The 19,011-nt window shown below is 68.9% G+C and carries 14 protein-coding genes and 1 tRNA gene; 6 read left to right on the top strand and 9 right to left on the bottom strand.

Annotation, left to right across the window (positions count from 1 at the left end; translation table 11 throughout):
- Positions 1–39: 39 nt before the first annotated feature.
- Complete coding sequence (locus tag ACM9NP_RS16830) at positions 40–1,212, bottom strand: acyl-CoA dehydrogenase family protein (RefSeq protein WP_415647668.1); 1,173 nt, start codon at positions 1,210–1,212, stop codon at positions 40–42.
- A gap of 330 nt (positions 1,213–1,542) precedes the next feature.
- On the opposite strand from ACM9NP_RS16830, the gene ACM9NP_RS16835 reads away from it, so the two are divergent.
- The 3 genes from ACM9NP_RS16835 to bcp all read left to right on the top strand — a co-directional run bounded on the left by ACM9NP_RS16835 (position 1,543) and on the right by bcp (position 8,482).
- On the top strand, positions 1,543–5,949 hold the full coding sequence (locus tag ACM9NP_RS16835; protein ID WP_415647669.1) for an SCO7613 C-terminal domain-containing membrane protein: 4,407 nt from the start codon (positions 1,543–1,545) through the stop codon (positions 5,947–5,949).
- A 401-nt stretch (positions 5,950–6,350) separates the two neighbouring features.
- Entirely contained in the window at positions 6,351–7,865 is a 1,515-nt protein-coding gene (locus ACM9NP_RS16840; protein ID WP_415647670.1) for a S1 family peptidase, read from the top strand.
- Positions 7,866–8,008: 143 nt separating this feature from the next.
- Positions 8,009–8,482, top strand: a complete 474-nt coding sequence (gene bcp / locus ACM9NP_RS16845) for a thioredoxin-dependent thiol peroxidase (RefSeq protein WP_415647671.1) — start codon at positions 8,009–8,011, stop codon at positions 8,480–8,482.
- A 40-nt stretch (positions 8,483–8,522) separates the two neighbouring features.
- Here bcp and ACM9NP_RS16850 read toward each other — a convergent pair.
- A tRNA-Leu gene (locus tag ACM9NP_RS16850) sits at positions 8,523–8,595 on the bottom strand.
- Positions 8,596–8,784: 189 nt separating this feature from the next.
- Here ACM9NP_RS16850 and ACM9NP_RS16855 point away from each other — a divergent pair.
- The 3 genes from ACM9NP_RS16855 to rdgB all read left to right on the top strand — a co-directional run bounded on the left by ACM9NP_RS16855 (position 8,785) and on the right by rdgB (position 13,000).
- Positions 8,785–11,046 (top strand): leucine-rich repeat domain-containing protein, encoded by a 2,262-nt coding sequence (locus ACM9NP_RS16855; RefSeq protein WP_415647672.1) that lies wholly within the window; start codon positions 8,785–8,787, stop codon positions 11,044–11,046.
- Positions 11,047–11,680: 634 nt separating this feature from the next.
- Positions 11,681–12,409, top strand: a complete 729-nt coding sequence (gene rph, locus ACM9NP_RS16860) for a ribonuclease PH (RefSeq protein ID WP_415647673.1) — start codon at positions 11,681–11,683, stop codon at positions 12,407–12,409.
- A 9-nt stretch (positions 12,410–12,418) separates the two neighbouring features.
- Entirely contained in the window at positions 12,419–13,000 is a 582-nt protein-coding gene (gene rdgB, locus ACM9NP_RS16865; protein ID WP_415647674.1) for an RdgB/HAM1 family non-canonical purine NTP pyrophosphatase, read from the top strand.
- A 30-nt stretch (positions 13,001–13,030) separates the two neighbouring features.
- Here the strand turns inward: rdgB and ACM9NP_RS16870 are convergent, their stop codons facing one another.
- The 7 genes from ACM9NP_RS16870 to ACM9NP_RS16900 form a co-directional block, all read right to left on the bottom strand.
- Positions 13,031–13,789, bottom strand: coding sequence for an MBL fold metallo-hydrolase (locus ACM9NP_RS16870; protein WP_415647706.1), 759 nt, complete (start codon positions 13,787–13,789; stop codon positions 13,031–13,033).
- A gap of 2 nt (positions 13,790–13,791) precedes the next feature.
- Positions 13,792–14,631, bottom strand: coding sequence for a glutamate racemase (gene murI, locus ACM9NP_RS16875; RefSeq protein ID WP_415647675.1), 840 nt, complete (start codon positions 14,629–14,631; stop codon positions 13,792–13,794).
- 255 nt (positions 14,632–14,886) lie between these two features.
- Positions 14,887–15,339: a hypothetical protein gene (locus ACM9NP_RS16880; RefSeq protein ID WP_415647676.1), complete on the bottom strand. Its 453-nt coding sequence runs from the start codon at positions 15,337–15,339 to the stop codon at positions 14,887–14,889.
- 118 nt (positions 15,340–15,457) lie between these two features.
- Complete coding sequence (locus ACM9NP_RS16885) at positions 15,458–16,408, bottom strand: PLP-dependent cysteine synthase family protein (RefSeq protein ID WP_415647677.1); 951 nt, start codon at positions 16,406–16,408, stop codon at positions 15,458–15,460.
- A gap of 31 nt (positions 16,409–16,439) precedes the next feature.
- On the bottom strand, positions 16,440–16,715 hold the full coding sequence (locus ACM9NP_RS16890) for a MoaD/ThiS family protein (RefSeq protein ID WP_415647678.1): 276 nt from the start codon (positions 16,713–16,715) through the stop codon (positions 16,440–16,442).
- Between the two features lie 67 nt (positions 16,716–16,782).
- Positions 16,783–17,268, bottom strand: a complete 486-nt coding sequence (locus ACM9NP_RS16895; protein ID WP_415647679.1) for a M67 family metallopeptidase — start codon at positions 17,266–17,268, stop codon at positions 16,783–16,785.
- A gap of 1,259 nt (positions 17,269–18,527) precedes the next feature.
- Positions 18,528–18,899 (bottom strand): FKBP-type peptidyl-prolyl cis-trans isomerase, encoded by a 372-nt coding sequence (locus ACM9NP_RS16900; protein ID WP_415647680.1) that lies wholly within the window; start codon positions 18,897–18,899, stop codon positions 18,528–18,530.
- Positions 18,900–19,011: the final 112 nt, after the last annotated feature.

A 19,011-nucleotide genomic window follows, 5' to 3' on the forward strand; every position in this document is an offset into this window, starting at 1 on the left:
GTCGGCGACGGGGCGGCCCGAAGAACGGGGAGCTGAGCGTCAGCCCATGATTCCCTTGAGGACCTGACGGCCGATCACGAGGCGCTGCACCTGGTTGGTGCCCTCGTAGATCTGCGTGATCTTCGCGTCGCGCATCATGCGCTCGACCGGGTAGTCCGTGGTGTATCCGTACCCGCCCAGCAGCTGGACGGCGTCGGTCGTGATGTCCATCGCGGCGTCGGAGGCGAAGCACTTGGCGGCGGCACCGTAGAAGGTCAGGTCGTGATCCTCCCTTTCGGACTTTCCAGCCGCCACGTAGGTCATCTGCCGAGCGGCGGTCAGTTTCATCGCCGCGTCCGCGAGCATGAACTGAATGCCCTGGAACTGCGAGACCGCCTGACCGAACTGCTTGCGCTCCTGCACATAGCCGGTCGCGTAGTCGAGCGCGCCCTGGGCGATGCCGACCGCCTGGGCGGCAATCGTGACGCGGGTGTGGTCGAGGGTGCGCATCGCGATCTTGAAGCCCTCGTCGACTTCGCCGATCAACCGGTCGGCCGGGATGCGGACGTTGTCGAAGAAGACCTCGCGCGTCGGCGAGCCCTTGATGCCGAGCTTGTGCTCCGGGGCGCCGAAACTGACGCCCTCGTCGCCCTTCTCGACGACGAACGCGCTGATGCCCTTCGACTTCGAACCGGGCGTCGTCGACGCGAACACCGTGTAGTACTCGGATTCGCCGGCGTTGGTGATCCACCGCTTCGCGCCGTTGATGACGAAGTGGTCGCCGTCGCGGACGGCCTTCGTCGTCATGCCGGCGACATCGGATCCGGCCTCCGGCTCCGACAGACAGTACGAGAACATCGCCTCGCCCGACGCGACCTGCGGCAGGTAACGGCGCTTCAGGTCGTCGGACCCGGCGAGCAGCAGCGGCATCGTCCCGAGCTTGTTGACGGCGGGGATCAGCGACGAGGACGCGCACGCGCGGGCGACCTCCTCGATGACGATCGCGGTACCGAGGGCGTCGATGCCCGCCCCACCGTATTCGACGGGGATGTGGGGCGCGTGCAGGTCGGCGGCGCGCAGCGCGTCATAGGACTTGCGCGGGAACTCAGCGTTGGCGTCGGTCTCGGCGGCACGGGGGGCGACCTCCGCGTCGCAGACCTCCCTGGTGGCGGCCTTGATCTCCTCGTGCTCTTCCGGCAGCCGGTAAACGTCGAATTGCGGGTTCGCAGACATGAAGGGCCATTTCTCTCGCGACGGTCGGACCACGGGCCCGGCGCGCCGAGCCTCGACCGCGAGAATACTCGCTGGTAGTCATGCGGCGGTCGCCACTCCTTAACCAAGACTCAGGACGACGGATCGGGCGCGCGACGACCAAGCCTCGGTTTGGCGCGAAAGGCAGTGGTCTCGGTCGCGCCTGTTCGGCCAACCGATCGCGTCCGGTCGGCCGTTCCATGCCGACGGACGGGCAGACACCCTGTTCCCGCCCCCGTGACCGGGCGGTCGTGGCCAAAACGGTCGCGTCGAACACTGGAAAGTGTTGCGTGCCGGGGCCATTGTGAGAGCATGCCGGTTTACGCGTGTCCCCACTGCGACGCACCCTCGTCGCCCGAGCACTGCCCGTCGTGCGGGCGGGGGACGGAACCCCTGCTCGTCGACTTGGCCGTGCTCGACGGCGACCTGGCGACACGCCGAACCGAAGAGACCCAGTTGAAGCGGCGCCTCGACGTGCTTCGAACCGAGATCTCCGGTCTGGAACGAAACCGGACCTCTCTTCTACGACGCCTCGCCGCGCACGCCGCGGCCCTGCGAGGACGGGCCGCCGCACAGCGCACGGCTCCCGTGGCGCCGCCGATCGTCCCGAGCGGGCTCCCGGTTCCGCCGCCCGCCGTCCCACCCGGCGCGGCCCCCGTCGGAATGCCCGCGATGATGCCGCCCGTCCCGGCCGCACCGATCGCCCCGCCGGTAGCGCCCCCGAAGCTCCCCTATGGCCACATACCGGCCGGTGTCTACCAGCCCTCGGTCGTGCCGGGTCCCCCGCCTCCCGAACAGTCGGCCCGGTCGATCCAGACGATCCTGCTGACCCTCGGTGGAATCCTCTCCGCCGCCGCCGCCATCATCTTCACCGCCGTCGCGTGGGCGACGTTCGGCTTGGCTGGTCGCGCGGTCATCCTCACCGTCATCACCGTCGTCGCGCTCGCCGCCCCGTTCATCCTCATGAGACGGAAACTGACCGCGACGGCGGAGACGATCGCGGCGCTCGGGCTGCTGCTGACGTTCTGCGACGCGATCGCGCTGTACTACCTGGACCTGCTGCCCGGAAGATCCGGCGGCTCCGATCAACCGGCCATCCTCGTGCTCCTGACGGCCGTCGTCGCCGTCGCGTTCGGCTACCGGGTCGCCTCGGGAATGCTCACCGCCGGATTCGCGGTCCCCGTGTTCGCCGTACCCGTCGCGATCGTCGCCCTGATCCAGTCGTCGAGGCCGGTCGGAGTGGTGGGGCTCGTCGCTCTCGCGCTGCTGCTCGCCGGAGCGTCGTACTGGCTCGGCGCGCACCCCGGCCGGGCACACGACCTGCTGGCGCGGCTCGCGACGGGGTTGACCGGCGGTTTCGCCGTCGGTGTCCTCGCCCTGGCCGCGACCGCCGCGACGAGCTCCCTCGGATACAGACTCCTCGCGTTCGCCGTCACCGTTGGCGCCGCACTGGTCGTCGCGCACCGTCTCCCGGCCCCGTGGCGGATCGGACCGGCCGTCGCGAGCTGGGTCGGCGTCGGCATCGCGATGATCGGCGCGTTCGCCATCTGCCTGTGGCTCGCCATCGCCCACATACCGTCGACATGGTCCGGTGGGACCGCGGCGTCCCCGGAATCCGACTGGTGGCAACACCTCGTCGTTCTCGCGGGTCTCGGCGTCCTCGCGTCCGCGTACGTTCCCCGCCAAGTCGTCGGAGCGACGCGTTACCTCGCGCCCGCGATCGCCCTCCTCGCGCTGCCCGCCGTCACCGGCCTGTCCTGGACGGTCGGCTCGGTCGCACTGGCGGTCATCGGCGCCGCCACCGCGATCGCGACACTGGCGAACGCGATCCCGACGACCGAACGGCCCTGGGTGTCCGGCGCGGCCGCGCTGATCGCGGCGTACGCGATCCTCCTGGCAAGCGGTGGAGTCACCGTGTTCGCCGGCGTCACCGGCGGGCTCGCGCTCGTCGCGGGGGGCATCTCGATCGCGGCCCATCGCGCACACCCGTCGATGACCGGACCGTTCGCGGCCACCGCGATCGGACTCGCGGCGATCGCGCAACCCGCCGCCCTGTGGGCCGTCGACCTGCCGGTGGGGACGATCGCCGCCGTCTCGTGTCTGACGATCGCGGGCGGGACACTGCTCATCGCGGCGTGGATCGCCGTCGCGGCCGCCACCGACGGCGGCGACTGGAAGAACCGCCGCGTCATCGCCGCAGGGGTGGCGATCGCGGCGCTCATCACCAGCCTCACCTCCGTCAACCTGCTGGCCGGCGACAGTGGAGCGGAGTTCGTTCCGCCGTCGGCGCTCCTGCTCGCGGCGGTCACCATCGCAGCACTGGCGCTATCGCCGAGCGCCATGACCAACCGCCTCGCCGTCGCCGGTTCCGGCGTCGCGACGATAACGGCGACGGGCTTCGCCCTCGCGATCGCCGTCGGTGGAGAACACCTGCTCATTCACACCGGACTCGTCGCGCTCGTCGCCGCGTACCTGAAGTGGCGACGCACGACCGTCACCGTGCTCCGCGACGGACTCATGTGGTCGGCGCTGGTGGTCGGCGGCGTGTGCGCGGGCATCGCCGCGATCGCCGCCATCGAGGCGTGGACCGTCGCCGTCTTGGCGGAGGCGCCGCACCTGGCGACCTGGCGAACACCGATCGTCCTACTGGTCGTCGCCGCGGCGCTGACGATCCTGCCCGCGTGGCGAATCCGGTTCGACGCCGCCGCGTTGACCGCCGTCCTCGCGCTCGGCAGCGTCCCGGCCGTGTGGTTGCCCCACCTGTGGTGGAGCGCGCCCCTGATCGCCGCGCTGTCCGGCGCCGCGCTACTGGCGTGGACCGCCTACGGCCCCAACCCGACCACGTCGGGAACGCGCTTCGGGGTCGGTCTCGCGCTCTTCGGCTACGGCGTGCTCGCCGCCCTCGGCGAATCACCATCCACAGTGGCGGACCGATTCGGAGCCGCCGCGGTCCTCGGCGGGCTCACACTCGCCTCGACCGTGCTGGCGCTGCTCGCCCGCAACCGGGATCGTCGCTTCGGCGGTCTCGGGGTCGCCGTCGCGCTCACGGCGCTGCCGACGTCCATCGCCGTCGTCGGCGTCGCCGCCGAATGGTCGCGCTCGCTGGCCACCCCGATCACGATCGGGGCCGCCGCCGTCGGTCTGCTCGTCGCCGGAATCCTCCATATACGACAGTCGGACTACGTGCGGTGGGCGACGGCCGTCGTCCCCGTCACCGCGACCGGCGCCGCCCTCACCGGCCTGGGCTTGGCCGCGTCCGGCGTCTACTCCGCGACCGCCGGCCTCATCGGGGTCGGGGCCGCCATGTTGATGCTGCCCGACCGGACGAAGGCCGCGATCCGCACCGGGCTCGCCGCGATCCCGATCGTCATCACCGCGACGCTGTCGCTTCCCGTCGCGGTGCAGGCGATCGCCCTCCCGTACGGCTGGCTCGGCGCCGTCTGGTCGCGCACCCCGAACTCCACCATCGACGGTCTCACCCCGGAACCGGTGCCGCTCCTCGGCACGGTGTGGGACGTCGGCGCGTTGACGATGGCCGCCGTCGCCGTCGTCCTCGCCGCCCTCGGACTGTCCCGACGCCGCTGGTGGATACCGGTGACGGTCGCGACGAGCGCGCTCGTCCTGCCGACCATCCCGCTCGTCACCGACGCTCCCTGGCCGGTACTCCCGATGACCGCGACCGCTCTCGGGATCGCCGCCTACCTCGTCGTGTCCTGTGTACGGCTCCCGTCCAACCAGATCGCGCTGCCCGTGGCCGTCGCGATCCTCGTCGGCGGCTCCGGCCTCGCGGGCGCCCTCGCCGCGCCCGTCCCGACGCTGGTCGTCCTCGGCGCCACCGGAATCGCGACGATCGTCGCCGCGCTCGTCGGCGTCGCGACCTCGGCCCGAGCCGCCGGATGGCTGCTCACCGCAGCGAGCCTCACGGGCTTCGCCATTGCGGCGGGCGTCCACGCCGGGCTGCCCGCGCGTTCCGTCGCGTTCGGCGTGCTCGCCGTCGCGGTCGCGCTCCTCGCCGTCGCCGCGACCCGAGCGAGCTTCCTCGCCGGCGCGGGTTGGGCCGCCGAGATCGGCGGCTGGGGAGCCGCCGTCATCGGGCTCACCCTGGCGGGCGAGACCAAACCGCACCTGGCGATCGCGTTCGTCGTCGTCGGAGCGTGCGCGGCGCTGTTCGCCCTCCGCGCCTTCGCCTCCGGCGCGGAGAAACTGCTGGCGCCGGGCCGCCTGTACGCGTGGACCGGAGGTTTGTGCGCGCTCGTCGCGTACTGGCTGCTCGTCAACGACGCCGGCATATCCACAGTCGAGTACTACACCGTTCCGTTCGCGCTGCTCACCGTTCTCGCCGGATGGCTCGAGTTCCGTCGCCACCCGCGGATGCGCAGCTGGGTCGCGTACGGCCCCGCGCTCGCGCTCGGACTCCTACCGACACTCGCGATCGCCCTTGGTGAGGCCGACGATCCGACCCGGCGGATCCTGCTGGGAGCGGCGACGCTGGTCGTACTCCTGCTCGGCGTGTGGCGGCGACTTCAGGCACCCGTCGTCAGCAGTGGAGCGGTCCTCATTCTGTTGGCGCTGTGGGAGATCATCCTGCTGTGGCGGTCGGTCCCGTTCTGGGCTCCGTTGGCCGTCGCCGGAATCCTTCTCCTCGTCGTCGGCGCGACCTTCGAGAAACGCCGCCGCGACGTCGTCCGCCTCGCCCGGCAACTCGGCTCCATGCGGTGATCGCATACGCGTCGCTTAAGGTTGCGCGGGCGACGGCCGGGACCACCACGGTCTGAACTGGAGCCCCGCACTCTCGCCGGGACGTCGACGCCGGACCGCGGCGGTATCGCCTCGCCGACCACTGATCCATCGCCACGGCCCCGTCACCAGCGGGTCGAGCGCGAGAAGCCTCTCCCGGCCGTGCCACCTCATCCACTGTGCGCACTTCGCGATATCGCCACCCATAGCGTCGACAGTCGACGACAGTGAGTAGATGACCACCGATCGCGACAGATGCTCACGCAGCGCAGGGCCTTTAGCACACATTCACTGATTCATCCAGACCTATCAATACATAGATATCATCGTTAGGCTGACGCCACCGCGCCGCGCCGACGGCGCTTCACGTGAAAGGCCCACCCGTGAGAAACCGCAAGTATCTTGCGGTCGCATCCGCGGCCGCGCTATCCAGCACCGCCCTGATCTGGGCGGCGACTCCCGCCAACGCCGAGCCCAGCGTCGACGTCGAGCCACGCTCGTTCCAGCAAGCCCGCGCCGAAGTCACCAGCACTGTGGACGCCGAGGTCCTCACCGCGATGATGCGCGACCTCGATCTGTCCGAGGGCGCCGCCTACGACCGGCTCGCCGTCGACAGGGTCGCCACCGACATCGAGGCGATCGCCGCCATCGAACTGTTCGGCGATTATGCCGGCACCTGGGTCAACGAGAAGGGGACCGGGACCGTCGTCGCGATCACCGACCCGGACCGCGCCGACGACGTCACCGACCTCGGCGCGACACCGACCATCGTCGACCACAACTCGCTCGAGCTGGACTCCGTCAAGGCCGACCTCGACAAGATCGGCGACTCGGTGCCCGACGGCGTGCACTCCTGGTTCGTCGACATCACCACCAACCGCGTCGTCGTGGCGGCCTCGGATGAGGACGCGGCGGCCGACTTCATCGCCGACGCGGAAGTCGACGCGAGCATCGTCGATGTCCGGCACTCGACGGAGCAGCCCGAACCGCTCTACAACATCCGCGGCGGCGACGCCTACTACATGGGCGGACGCTGCTCCGTCGGCTTCGCCGTCACCCACTCCGGCGGCAGCGGCTTCGTGACCGCCGGACACTGTGGAACGACCGGTACCGCTGTCAGCGGTTACAACCAGGTCGCGCTGGGCCAGTTCCGCGGTTCGAGCTTCCCCGGCAACGACTACGCCTGGGTCTCGTCGAACAGCAACTGGACCTCCACGAACAAGGTCAACGGCTACGGCCAGGCCGACTTCACCGTCACCGACGGCTCGGAGAAGCCGACCGGCGCCTCCGTGTGCCGTTCCGGCTCGACCACGGGCGTCCACTGCGGAACCATCGGCGCGAAGGACCAGACGGTCAGCTACCCGCAGGGCACGGTCTACGGCATGACGCGCACCAACGTGTGCGCCGAGCCTGGCGACTCGGGCGGCTCGTGGATCTCCGGCGGCTCCGCCCAGGGCGTCACCAGCGGCGGCTCCGGCAACTGCACCAGCGGCGGCACCACGTACTTCTTCCCGTTGACCGACATCATGGCCGCCTACCCCGGCCTGACGTTGAAGACCAGCGGCGAAGGAGGCCCGAACCCGGGCGGTTGCGAGTCGGCCGAGGAGAACTTCGCGGGTTCGCTGACCGGCACGAACGATTACGACTACCAGCCGAACGGCAACTACTACGACGCGGCGGCGGGCACTCACGTCGGCTGCCTCGCCGGACCGTCCGGCACCGACTACGACCTGTACCTCCAGAAGTGGAACGGCAGCTCGTGGCAGACCGTCGCCCAAGGCGAGACGTCCAGTTCCAACGAGTCCGTGACGTACAACGGCACCGCGGGCTCCTACGTCTGGGTCGTCTCCTCGTACAGCGGCTCCGGCTCCTACAGCTTCGGCTTGACGACGCCGTAACCGGATCCACCTCGTGCCCGCCCCACACCAGGGGCGGGCACGTTCACGCCAGCCGGAGCGTGCGGACGAGCGCCGTCGATGGACTCCCGACACCGCCGTGGCCGAGTTGCCGGTCCACCGGACGCGCTTTAAGCTCGGCTGCCATGACGACACGATTGGCACCCGGCACCACCGCGCCCGACTTCACGCTGCCCACCGCCGACGGCAAGGAACTCAAGCTGTCGAGCCTGCGTGGGAAGAAGGTCATCCTGTACGCGTACCCGGCCGCGATGACGCCGGGCTGCACCAAGCAGGCGTGCGACTTCCGGGACAGCCTCGCGTCGTTGCAGGCCGCGGGTTACGAGGTCGTCGGCATCTCACCGGACAAGCCCGAGAAGCTCGCGAAGTTCGTCGAGCGCGACGAGCTCACCTTCCCCCTCGTGTCTGATGTAGACAAGAAGGTGCTGATGGAGTACGGCGCCTTCGGGGAGAAGAAGAACTACGGGAGGATCGTGCAGGGCGTCATCCGATCCACCTTCGTCATCGACGAGAAGGGCGTGGTCGAGCTCGCGCAGTACAACGTCCGCGCCACCGGGCACGTCGCGAAGCTCCGCCGCGACCTGAACCTCGACTCCTGACGTGGATGACGCCGCCCGCGAACGGGCGGCGTCAACAAAGTAGGGCCGGTGAGATTCGAACTCACACTGGCACGGACCTAAACCGTGTGCCTCTGCCATTGGGCTACGGCCCCGCGCAGCCGAAGAGCTTACGGAACCGACATTACCGGACGGTCCACCCGTTTCCCTCGCGTGGGCGCGCGTGCGCACCGGCCGCATAGCACGTCACAACCCGGAAGGCCTACAGCGACACGCATTCCGCTCGACTCGAAGACCCGAGCGCCATCGGGTGGAATGTCAGACGGTGGCGATACCGTGCGCGCGTGGCAGAGAACCCCCTCCTCAACTACCGCGTCATCAGCGCCGACGAGGCCGAGGAAAAGTACGCCGTGTCGGCCACGGCGACATACCCGTACCAGGAATTCGCGAACGAGCAGGAGATCCGGCTCTACGAAGGCGATCTCGTCGTCGACGGTGACTTCGAGGCGGATCCGAACGTCGACTGGGTGCCCTACAACACCATCGTGGACGGCAACCTGACCGTCAACGGCAACCTCGAATGGCACGACCAGAGCGGCGGCAACCTCCTCTTCGTCACCGGGTCCCTGCGCGCCCATAACGTGATCCTCCAGGGCTGCCCCGACCTCGTCATCCAAGGCGACGTCACCGTCGACGACACGATCCTCGCGTTCTACGGCGAGGACGGCGGGAGCCTGGTCGTCAAGGGGAACACCACCGCAAAGGTGCTGCTGAGCACGTACTACTTCTGCATGTGGTTCGCGAGAGAACCGGACGCGCTCGTCATCGCCGACGAACACCGCATCGACTGCGAGGTCGACTTCGGCGATGACGAGCTGGGGCGACTCGTCCGACCCGAGTTCCTCGACGACGGCTCGCTCCAATGCCACGACGTCGCCGACGCGATCAGAGAGGGCCGTCCGTTCCTTCGGAACGGAGTGAAGACCCTCGCGGCGATGACGACGGAGCTGCTCGACGCGCTCCTCGCGGACCCCGACAACGCCGTCGAACTCGACCTGTCCGACCGGAGACTTAAGGCGATCCCGGAACAGGTGTTCCTACTCCCGCGCCTGAAACGACTGAACCTCGCCGACAACCGCATCGAAGCGATACCCGCGATCATCACCAATCTGACCGACCTCGAGGAACTGAACCTGGCGGGCAACTCCCTCACCGCGCTGCCCGACCACATCGGTCGACTGGCGGCGTTGAAGAGCCTCGATCTCAGCTACAACGCGGACTTGACGAGCCTGCCCGACGCGCTCGGCAACCTCACGAACCTGACGAACCTCACCGCGAGGCTGCTCCCCTGCCCGCTACCGGACGGCCTGAGCCGGCTCAGCAGGCTCGCGCACCTGAGTCTGCATTCGTGGCTCAGCAAGGCGGGGCCGATGCCGTTCCCGGACGTGATCACCCGGTTGACCGGCCTCATCACTCTCGACCTGTCGTCCACGAAGTTCACGACGCTGCCGGACACATTGGAGAACCTCGCCGAGTTGGAGGAGCTGCGGCTCGACGGAGCGCTGCCGTACCTGTCCGACCTGACGCCACTGACCAGCCTGCCGAAGCTCACCCGCCTATTCGTCGACGGCCGATGCCCCTCCGGAGACAGGTACCCCTCCTTCGACCTTCTCGCTCCATTGTGGGAAATGTCGCGGCTGGAGGAACTCGGCGTCGACAGGTTCGGCCGAGAGACGGTCTACCAGGAGAAGCGGCGCAAGCACGTCGAAGCCCGGCCCGCGTTGACGAAACTCCCCGACGAGGTCTTCGACGCCCTCACACGGCTGCGCCGACTCGACCTGTCGTTCAACGAACTGCGCGACCTCCCCGAATCGCTGTATCGGCTGCCCGGCCTGGAGTACGTCAACCTCGAATACACCGAACTGGACCGACCGACGGTGGAACGGCTGGGGGCAGAACTGTCCGGGGTTCGACTGAACCTCCGACACGTCACCACTCGCTTCGACCAGGACGATGAGAACTGGCAGGAGGTGCACCGCCTCGTCAAGGACGGCGCCGAGCACCTCGTCCGCAACGACGACCGCGCCGTCGACCTCCTCGAACAGGCGTTGGCCCTGTGCACGGACACGGCCTCCTACTCCGAATACGACGAGTTGTACGCGCGGTACGGTCTCATCAACGCCCTCGGGCGGCTCGCCGAGTACTGCACGGGCGAGAAACTCGCGGCCGTCGAGGCGCGCTGCGTCGAGCACGCCAAGGCCGCGCTCGAGCTCGTCCCCCAGCCCGGCCTGATCCTCCACTTCACCGATGAGGGCGCCTTCGCCGAAGAGGTCACCCGGCACGCCGCGAACGCGATCGGTTGGTACGCGATGAAGGACGGCCGTCATGAGGAGTCGCTGAAGGCACTCGAACGGGGTCTCGCCCTCGCCGACATGAGCGAACACGGCTTCATCTATGACACGAAGGTTCGCGTTCTCCTGGAGTTGGGACGCACCCACGAGGCCTACCTGATCGTCGATCAGATCCTCACTCACCACCCGGACTTCGACGACCTCCAGGACCTCCGTTTCGACGAGGGCTACCTGACGTGGAAGGCGGACGCCTGAGAGAGTGAACGCGGCACGGTCGGCGTCGCATGTGGAGTGACTGCGCGCACTGACGTCGGCCGCCGCCGGAGCCCTGGCACGACTGAGCGGGATCGCCGGTGCGGGGTCGAGCGCCCCGGGTTCCCTCCGCACCTCCGCACCGGTAACCGACCCGCCCGTGCCTGGCCGGGTCGGCCGTCATCGATGGTCGAGGACGACGGGCCGTGACGGCATCGTCGTCGGACCGCGGTGGCATGAGAGCGATCCGCCGTGCCCCCACGATCGGTGCGAGTCTCGGCCTCTCGTCCGCGCGAGCGTCGTCGTTCCTCCACCCGCCCGACGCCGGGTTCTGGCCGTCGACGCGACTCGGTGGGCGCGTACCACGACCGGGGGCACCGACCGGGACAACTCCGTCCGACACCCTCGCACGCCCCGCCCCAATCCGGGGGACAAGCCACCCACCTGGCCACGCCCATCCTCCTAAGGCGCACCGGAAGCCGTCAACACGATAAGGATCGATGTCGTCGGTGAGTCTGAAGGCGCGCGCACACCGAACTTCAGGTTCGGCGCAGAAACTCACCCGAACGTGCGAGACGCCCGCCCCGGTGCACGGCGCGTTTCGGCCGTGTCGCCCCCTCCGTATAACCTGGCCCGTGTGAGCCGATCCGATAACCGCGCAGCCGATGCGCTCCGCCCCGTCACCTTCCGTCGCAACTGGACGATGCACCCGGAGGGTTCCGTGCTCGTCGAATACGGCAACACGCGGGTCATGTGCACCGCCTCCGTGGTCACGGGAGTCCCCCGGTGGCGGCGCGGCTCCGGCGAAGGCTGGGTGACGGCCGAGTACTCGATGCTTCCGCGCGCGACCAACACGCGAGGCGACCGTGAGGCCGTCCGCGGCAAGATCGGCGGCCGGACCCACGAGATCTCGCGGCTGATCGGGCGCGCTCTGCGCAGCTGCGTCGACTTCAAGGCCCTCGGCGAGAACACCATCACGATCGACTGCGACGTCCTGCAAGCCGACGGCGGCACCCGCACCGCCGCCATCACCGGCGGCTACATCGCGCTGCAGGACGCCGTGACGTGGTTGACCGACAAGAAGCTCGCCCGCAAGCCCGACAAGATCCTCACGCGGTCGGTCTCGGCCGTCAGCGTCGGCGTCGTCAAGGGCCAGCCGCTGCTCGACCTCTGCTACGAGGAGGACTCGAAGGCAGACGTCGACATGAACGTCGTGTGCACCGGCGACGGTGATTTCGTCGAAGTACAGGGCACCGGCGAGCAGACCGTCTTCGACCGCGCCACCCTCGACGCGATGCTGGACCTGGCCGCCAAGGGCTGCAAGGAACTCACGGGCCTTCAGGTCCGCGCGCTCCTGACGAAGTAAGGGACTTCCATGAAGCTGCTGCTCGCGACCCGCAACGCGAAGAAGCTCACCGAGCTCCGCCGCATCCTCGCCGAACACTCCACCGTGGAGCTCGTTGGTCTCGATGACGTGCCGCCGTACCCCGAAGCCCCCGAGACGGCCCTGACCTTCGCCGGCAACGCCCTCGCCAAGGCCCACGACGGCGCCCGGCACACCGGGCTCGCCTGCGTCGCCGACGACTCCGGTCTCGCCGTCCAGGCGCTGAACGGCATGCCCGGCGTGTTCTCCGCGCGCTGGTCGGGCCGCCACGGCGACGACACCGCGAACCTGAACCTGCTCCTCGGGCAACTCGGCGACGTGCCGGACGAGGATCGCGCGGCGGCGTTCGTGTGCGCGGCCGCCCTCGTCCTGCCGAACGGGACGGAGCAGATCGTCCACGGTGAGGTGCGCGGGACGATCCTGCGCGAACCGCACGGCGACGGCGGTTTCGGGTACGACCCCATCTTCCGACCGGACGGTTTCGACGTGACGACCGCCCAGATGAGCGCCGCCGAGAAGGACGCGATCAGCCACCGGGGCAAGGCTTTCCGAAAGATCGCCGAGCTGCTCTGATCCACCGAGGGCGCCGGTCGCCACGGCGGATCAGATCTCGAAGACGTCTCCGGAGTGAACGACGTCGATCCGGCCCGTGTAGGCGGCCGTCGCCTCGGCGAGGGTCTGCGGCTCGCTCCCCCACGCGCGGACCAGGTGGGTCAGGAGCAGTCGTCGAGCGCCGGCCTTGGTCGCGGCCTCCCCCGCCTGACGGCCCGTGAGGTGCACTCCCGACGGGTTCTCACGGTCCTCCAAGTAGGAGGCCTCACAGAGGAACACGTCGCAGTGGTCGGCCAGCCGTTCCACGGCTTCGCACGGCCCGGTGTCGGAGGAGTACACCAGGGACCGGCCGCCGTGTTCGAGCCGGACCCCGAAGGTCTCCACGGGATGCGCCACGTGATCGACGGTCATCGTCAACGGCCCCAGCTCGAAGCTTCCGGGCGTCAACGTCCGGAAATCATACACATCGGACAGTCTGGAGCAGCCGTGCTCGCCCAGGCCTCCGTACGCCGCGCTGACCCGCTCCTCCACTCCGGCCGGGCCGTACAGCGGAACCGGTGGATAGGGCGCGTCCGGCGAGTACCGTCTCATGACGACATACGGGCACGCGTCCATGAAGTGGTCCGCGTGCATGTGAGTGAGGACGATCGCGTCGATGCCGTACGGATCGACGTACTTCTGCAGCGCCCCGAGCGAGCCGGAGCCGAAGTCGAGCAGCAGCGTGAATCCGTCCGCCCGGATCAGATACGCGGAGCAGGGTGAGTCGGGGCCGGGAAAACTCCCCGAACATCCGACGACGGTCAATGTCATCGTCATGGTGTGGCCACCTCCACCAATCCTGGCCGTCCCGTCACCGAGACGGAGTCGGCCCGCAGCCGGGTCGGTTGCGGGCCGAGAAAACGGGCGGCTTGCCGGGCGAAGACCTCGGCGTCACCGGTGACGAGGAAACGGGGAGACACGGGCACGGCACCGACATCGCGCAGCAGACCGCGCTCGGACAGCAACCGGTACACGTCTCGCGCGGTTTCCTCGGCACTCGACACCAGGGTCACTTCGTCTCCCATCACCAGACCGATGAGCCCGGCAAGCAGCGGGTAATGCGTACAACCCAGCACCAGAGTGTCCACCTGGCTACGCTGCAACGGCTCAAGGTAGTCCTGAGCCAGACTCAACAGCTGTCGTCCTGTTGTCACTCCGCGCTCGGCGAATTCAGCGAACGCCGGGCAAGCGACGCTGAACGCGGTCACCGACAGTGCGGCATGGAAGGCATCAGCATAGGCGCCACTGGTGATGGTCGCAGTGGTGCCGATCACGCCCACCCTTCCGTTTCGGGTGACGGAGACCGCGCGGCGGACCGCGGGACGGATCACCTCGACGATGGGGATGGACACCCGTTCACGGACGTCGGCGAGACTCGCGGCGCTCCCGGTGTTGCACGCGATGACCAGGACCTTGATGCCCTGGCTCACCAGGTAGTCGCACGCCTCAATGGTGTGGCGACGAACCTGGGCGATCGGCTTGGGACCGTATGGCACATTGGCGTTGTCGGCGAGGTACAGCAGTTCCTCGTTGGGGAGTAGATCGGCGATGGCCCGAGCCACCGTCAAGCCGCCGACTCCCGAATCGAATACGCCAATGGGGGCTTCCGTCATGACAGGTCAGATTACGCGGCGGCGACGGGTTTGCCAGCGGGAACAGCGCCAATTTGTCGGGAATGCGACAGTGCCCTTGAGCACATTGACGGATATGCATGTCAAGATTTGGAGCGGGAACGCCCGTCGACACGGTCCGTCTCGGGTATCGGCGCAGGCGAGCGCCCCGAAGAGTCCCTTGTGCCGGGTGGTAGGCGGGATCCTTTGGCAACTCGGTGAAGCGGCGCTCGGTCGCCNCGCGACCGGGCCGTTCCGTTACAGCTGACCGAGCAGGATTATCCCGATGACGAGTGTCACCGTGCTCGCGCCGAGCAGGAGGAACGGAACCCGCTGAAACTGGACGGTCAGGAACGCCGCGATCGCCAGCACCAGACCGAAGATGCCGGTGCCGATGAACGCGGGCTGGAACCACGCCGGGACTTCGGCCATCATCCGCAGGAGCGCGATCGTGCCGAGGAGAAGGCCGCACGACGCGAGCGCCAACGCCCACGCGCTGACCCCCATGAGGCGGCGCATCCGCAGATCCTGGACGGGTCTCAACCCGGCGACGGCGCCGGAGGTCGCGGCCAGCAGGGGGCCGTGGCCCTGTGGTGGACCACCGTGGACAACCGGGTCCGTCGGGACCGCTTGTGGCGGAACGACGGCGGTGACGCCGCCGGTCGGAGGCGGTGCCGGATACGACTGCTGCGATGTCTGCGCGTTACCCACGTTGACCGACTCTACCAACATCCCGACGGTATGGCGGATGCCCGAAACAGGGGGACGGATCGGTGGCGCGGAGCCACGACGGGGAGTGATTCGCCCGTCGTGGCCCGCGATCGGCGCGTCACGCCCAGATCTGGCCGTCGAGGGTTTCGGTGATCTCGTCGATGTCGTCGGTGTAGGCGCCGGTCGACAGGTACTTCCACCCGGCGTCGGCGACGAGCAGGACGATGTCGGCGGTGCCGCCGGCCCGGTGGGCCTGTTCGGCGATCGACAGGGCCGCGTGCGCCGCCGCGCCGGTCGACAGGCCGACGAACAGTCCCTCCGCGAGGAGGAGTTGTCTCGTCCGACGCAACGCGTCACTCGTACCCACCGAGAATCGGCGGGTCAGGACGGACTCGTCGTACAGCTCGGGAACGAAGCCCTCGTCGAGGTTGCGGAGGCCGTACACGAGTTCGCCGTATCGCGGTTCGGCGGCGACGATCTCGATGTCCGGCTTCCGCTCGCGCAGGTACCGGCCCGTTCCCATGAGCGTTCCGGTCGTGCCGAGGCCCGCGACGAAGTGCGACACCTCGGGCAGGTCCGCCAGGATCTCGGGGCCCGTCGTCTCGTAGTGGGCGCGAGCGTTGGCGGCGTTCGCGTATTGGTCGAGCGCGATCCACTCGGGGTTCGCCGCAGCGAGCCGCCGCGCCTTGGCGACGGCCGCGTTGGATCCGCCGGCCGCGGGCGACAGTTCGACGGCGACCCCGAGCGCCCCCAACAGTTGGCGGCGCTCCGCGGAGGTGTTCTCGGGCATGACGCAGACGAGCCGGAAGCCGTGCTGGCGCGCCGCCATCGCGAGGGCGATACCGGTGTTGCCGCTGGTCGCCTCGATGACGGTCGTGCCTGCCGAGAGTCGTCCGTCTCGCATCGCGTCGGCGATCATGAACGAGACGGCGCGGTCCTTGACGCTGCCGGACGGGTTCCGGTCCTCGAGTTTCGCCCACAGCCGGACGTCCGGTCCGGGCGCCAGGTGTGGGAGGCCCACCAGGGGTGTGCCGCCCACGGTGTCGGCGATGCTGTCGTAACGTGCCATCGGTCCGCACCTTTCGCGGTCGAGGGCGGGGTCAGCCCCCGGCCACGGCGGGCAGGATCGTCACCGAGTCGCCGTCGGACAGCGCCGTCTTCAGTCCGCCGGTGAAGCGGACGTCCTCGTCGTTGACGTAGACGTTGACGAAGCGGTGCAGCGCGCCGTCGTCGGTGATGATGCGTCCGCGCAGCCCGGTGTGGGCGGCGTCCAGGTTGGTGAACAGCTGGTCGAGGTCGGTGCCGTCGGCGCTGACGACCTTCGCGCCGCCGGTGTGCTGACGCAGGATGGTGGGGATACGCACTTCTACAGACATGGGAAATCCTTCGATGATTTGAGCGAACGGACCATAGGGGACCGAGAGGGCGCGATGGCGCCGACGACTAACAGTCGTAGACGAGCACGTCCGGGCTGTTGCCGAACTTGTACGACTGCACGACGTCCGAGCCGGTGGGAACGGGCTCGCCGAGCGGTTCGATCGCCTCTTCGCTGATCTCACCGTCCACAATGCGGAACGACCGGACCTCGGCGACGTTGTCGTCGCGCGTCGAGATCAGGACATAGTGGGCGTCTGGTTCACCGGCGTAGTTGACGTCGGTGCGCGACGGATAGGCCTCCGTCGCGGTGTGCGAGTGGTAGATCACGACGGGGATCTCGTCCCGGTCGTCCATCTCGTTCCAGACGCGCAGGTGTTCGCCGGAATCGAACCGGTAGAACGTCGGGCTGCGTTCGGCGTTGAGCATCGGAATGTGCCGCGTCGGTTCGGCGGTCGCTTCGGGACCGGCGATGACGCCGCACGCCTCGTCGGGATGATCCGCGCGGGCATGGGCGACCATCGCCGCCACCAACACATGATCAATCCGCAACACGCGGCCAAGATTACACGCGCGGTGAGGACGTGCACCAGACTCGCGACTGTCGATTCGACCACGACGTCCGCGACCGGTCTTTCGTGTCACGCCCGGCGTGGGGGCGCCGCGGGTCAGGCGGGCACCGGGTCGCCGGATTCGGTGCGCAGATCTATGCGGTAGACCGTCTCGGTGCCGTACGCCGTGAAGCCCGCGCGGCGCAGGATCGGACCGGACGTGCCGGTCCTGGCCTTGACGAGCGCGAGCCCGGCGCCGAGCCCGATGCCTTCGGCGACGCGCGCGGCGACGAGCGCCCGGTAGGCGCCCCGGCCCCGGAATCGTGGCAGGACGGCGCCACCCCACAGTTTCACCGCGCCGCCGTCCATCGTAGATCCGGCGGTGGCGGCGAGTTCGCCGTCGATGTGGGCGAGGTAGCGGAGGACGGTCCGCTCGGGCCCGGCCGCGACCTGACGCTGGAGGTCCTCGATGTCGGCGACCTTCGCGCCCGGGTCGGGCGTGGCGCCCCCGAAGACCTCGGCGTCGACCTGCCACGCGGCGGTGAGACCGTCGGCGCTGTCGATGCGTGAGACGTCTACGTCCATCGGCGGATCGAGGTCCGGGAGACCCTCGTCGAGGGGGAAGGCGCTGATGTCGAGTTCCTCGGCGACGGTCGCGCCGTGCGCCCGCAGGTGCCGGTCGAGGTCGGCGGGGCGCGTCAGGGGGTGCACGGGCCAGGTGAGGGTGTCCGCGCCGACCGTCGCGGCGAGCCCGATGACGCGACCGACCCAGCCGTCCGCCTCGCCGTCCGGTTCGGCGGTCAGTATGGACAGTCCGCGGAAGTCATGCAGCATGGTCACGCCCGCGCCGACGATGGTCTCGCTGCCGTTGGGTATCCACACCCATTCGGCGGCCTTGCGGATGATGGCGTCGCTGTCCCAGTTCACGTCTTCCCCCTCCGTGAGTGGCGNCCNGGCGGTGATGCCGGGGCGCCTGTTGGTGCATTGTCGCCGTGGTGGGCGGCGGTGGCGGTCCGTGACGCGCCAGGCGGCCGCCGGTGGTCTCTGAGGCTGTCTCATTACCGGCAGATCGGCTCCGGCGGCGTCGCGGTGTTCATGGTCGAACCGCTGACACGGTTCGACGGCCACCGGCCGCGTTGGCGAAGCCCTCACCGTGCTCCAGCACGCCAGAAGGCATGGCCGACACCGGTATGCGGGAGCTTCTCCGCCTCGCCGAATGACGGCCCGACCCGCGGCTCACGACCTGAGGTGACGAAAAGCCTCCTAGGAGACCGACACGAGGTCGACGACGAAGATCAGCGTCTCGCCGGCCTTGATCGCGGGGGTCGGCGACTGGTTGCCGTAACCCAGGTGCGGCGGGATGGTGAGTTTGCGGCGTCCGCCGACCTTCATCCCGGCGACGCCCTTGTCCCAGCCCGCGATGACGCGGCCGCCGCCGAGCGGGAAGGAGAACGTCCTGCCACCGTTCCAGCTGGCGTCGAACTCGGTGCCGGTGGAGTGCGACACGCCGACGTAGTGCACCTCCACCGTTTTACCGGGCGTCGCCTCGGCGCCGTCACCGGTGACGATGTCCTCGATCACCAGGTCGGCGGGCGGGTTGCCTTCGGGCGTGATGGTGGGACGTTCAAGCGCCACTGTCGATACTCCTTGTTGTTGTTCATCGCGCGGTCTCGCGCCGCGCTCGATGCTAGGACCATCGGACCGTAACACCGGGCATCGGTGAGGGCGCCCCACGGGCCTCTCGACG

Source organism: Stackebrandtia soli (assembly GCF_965137155.1).
GTDB classification, from domain to species: Bacteria; Actinomycetota; Actinomycetes; order Mycobacteriales; family Micromonosporaceae; genus Stackebrandtia; species Stackebrandtia soli.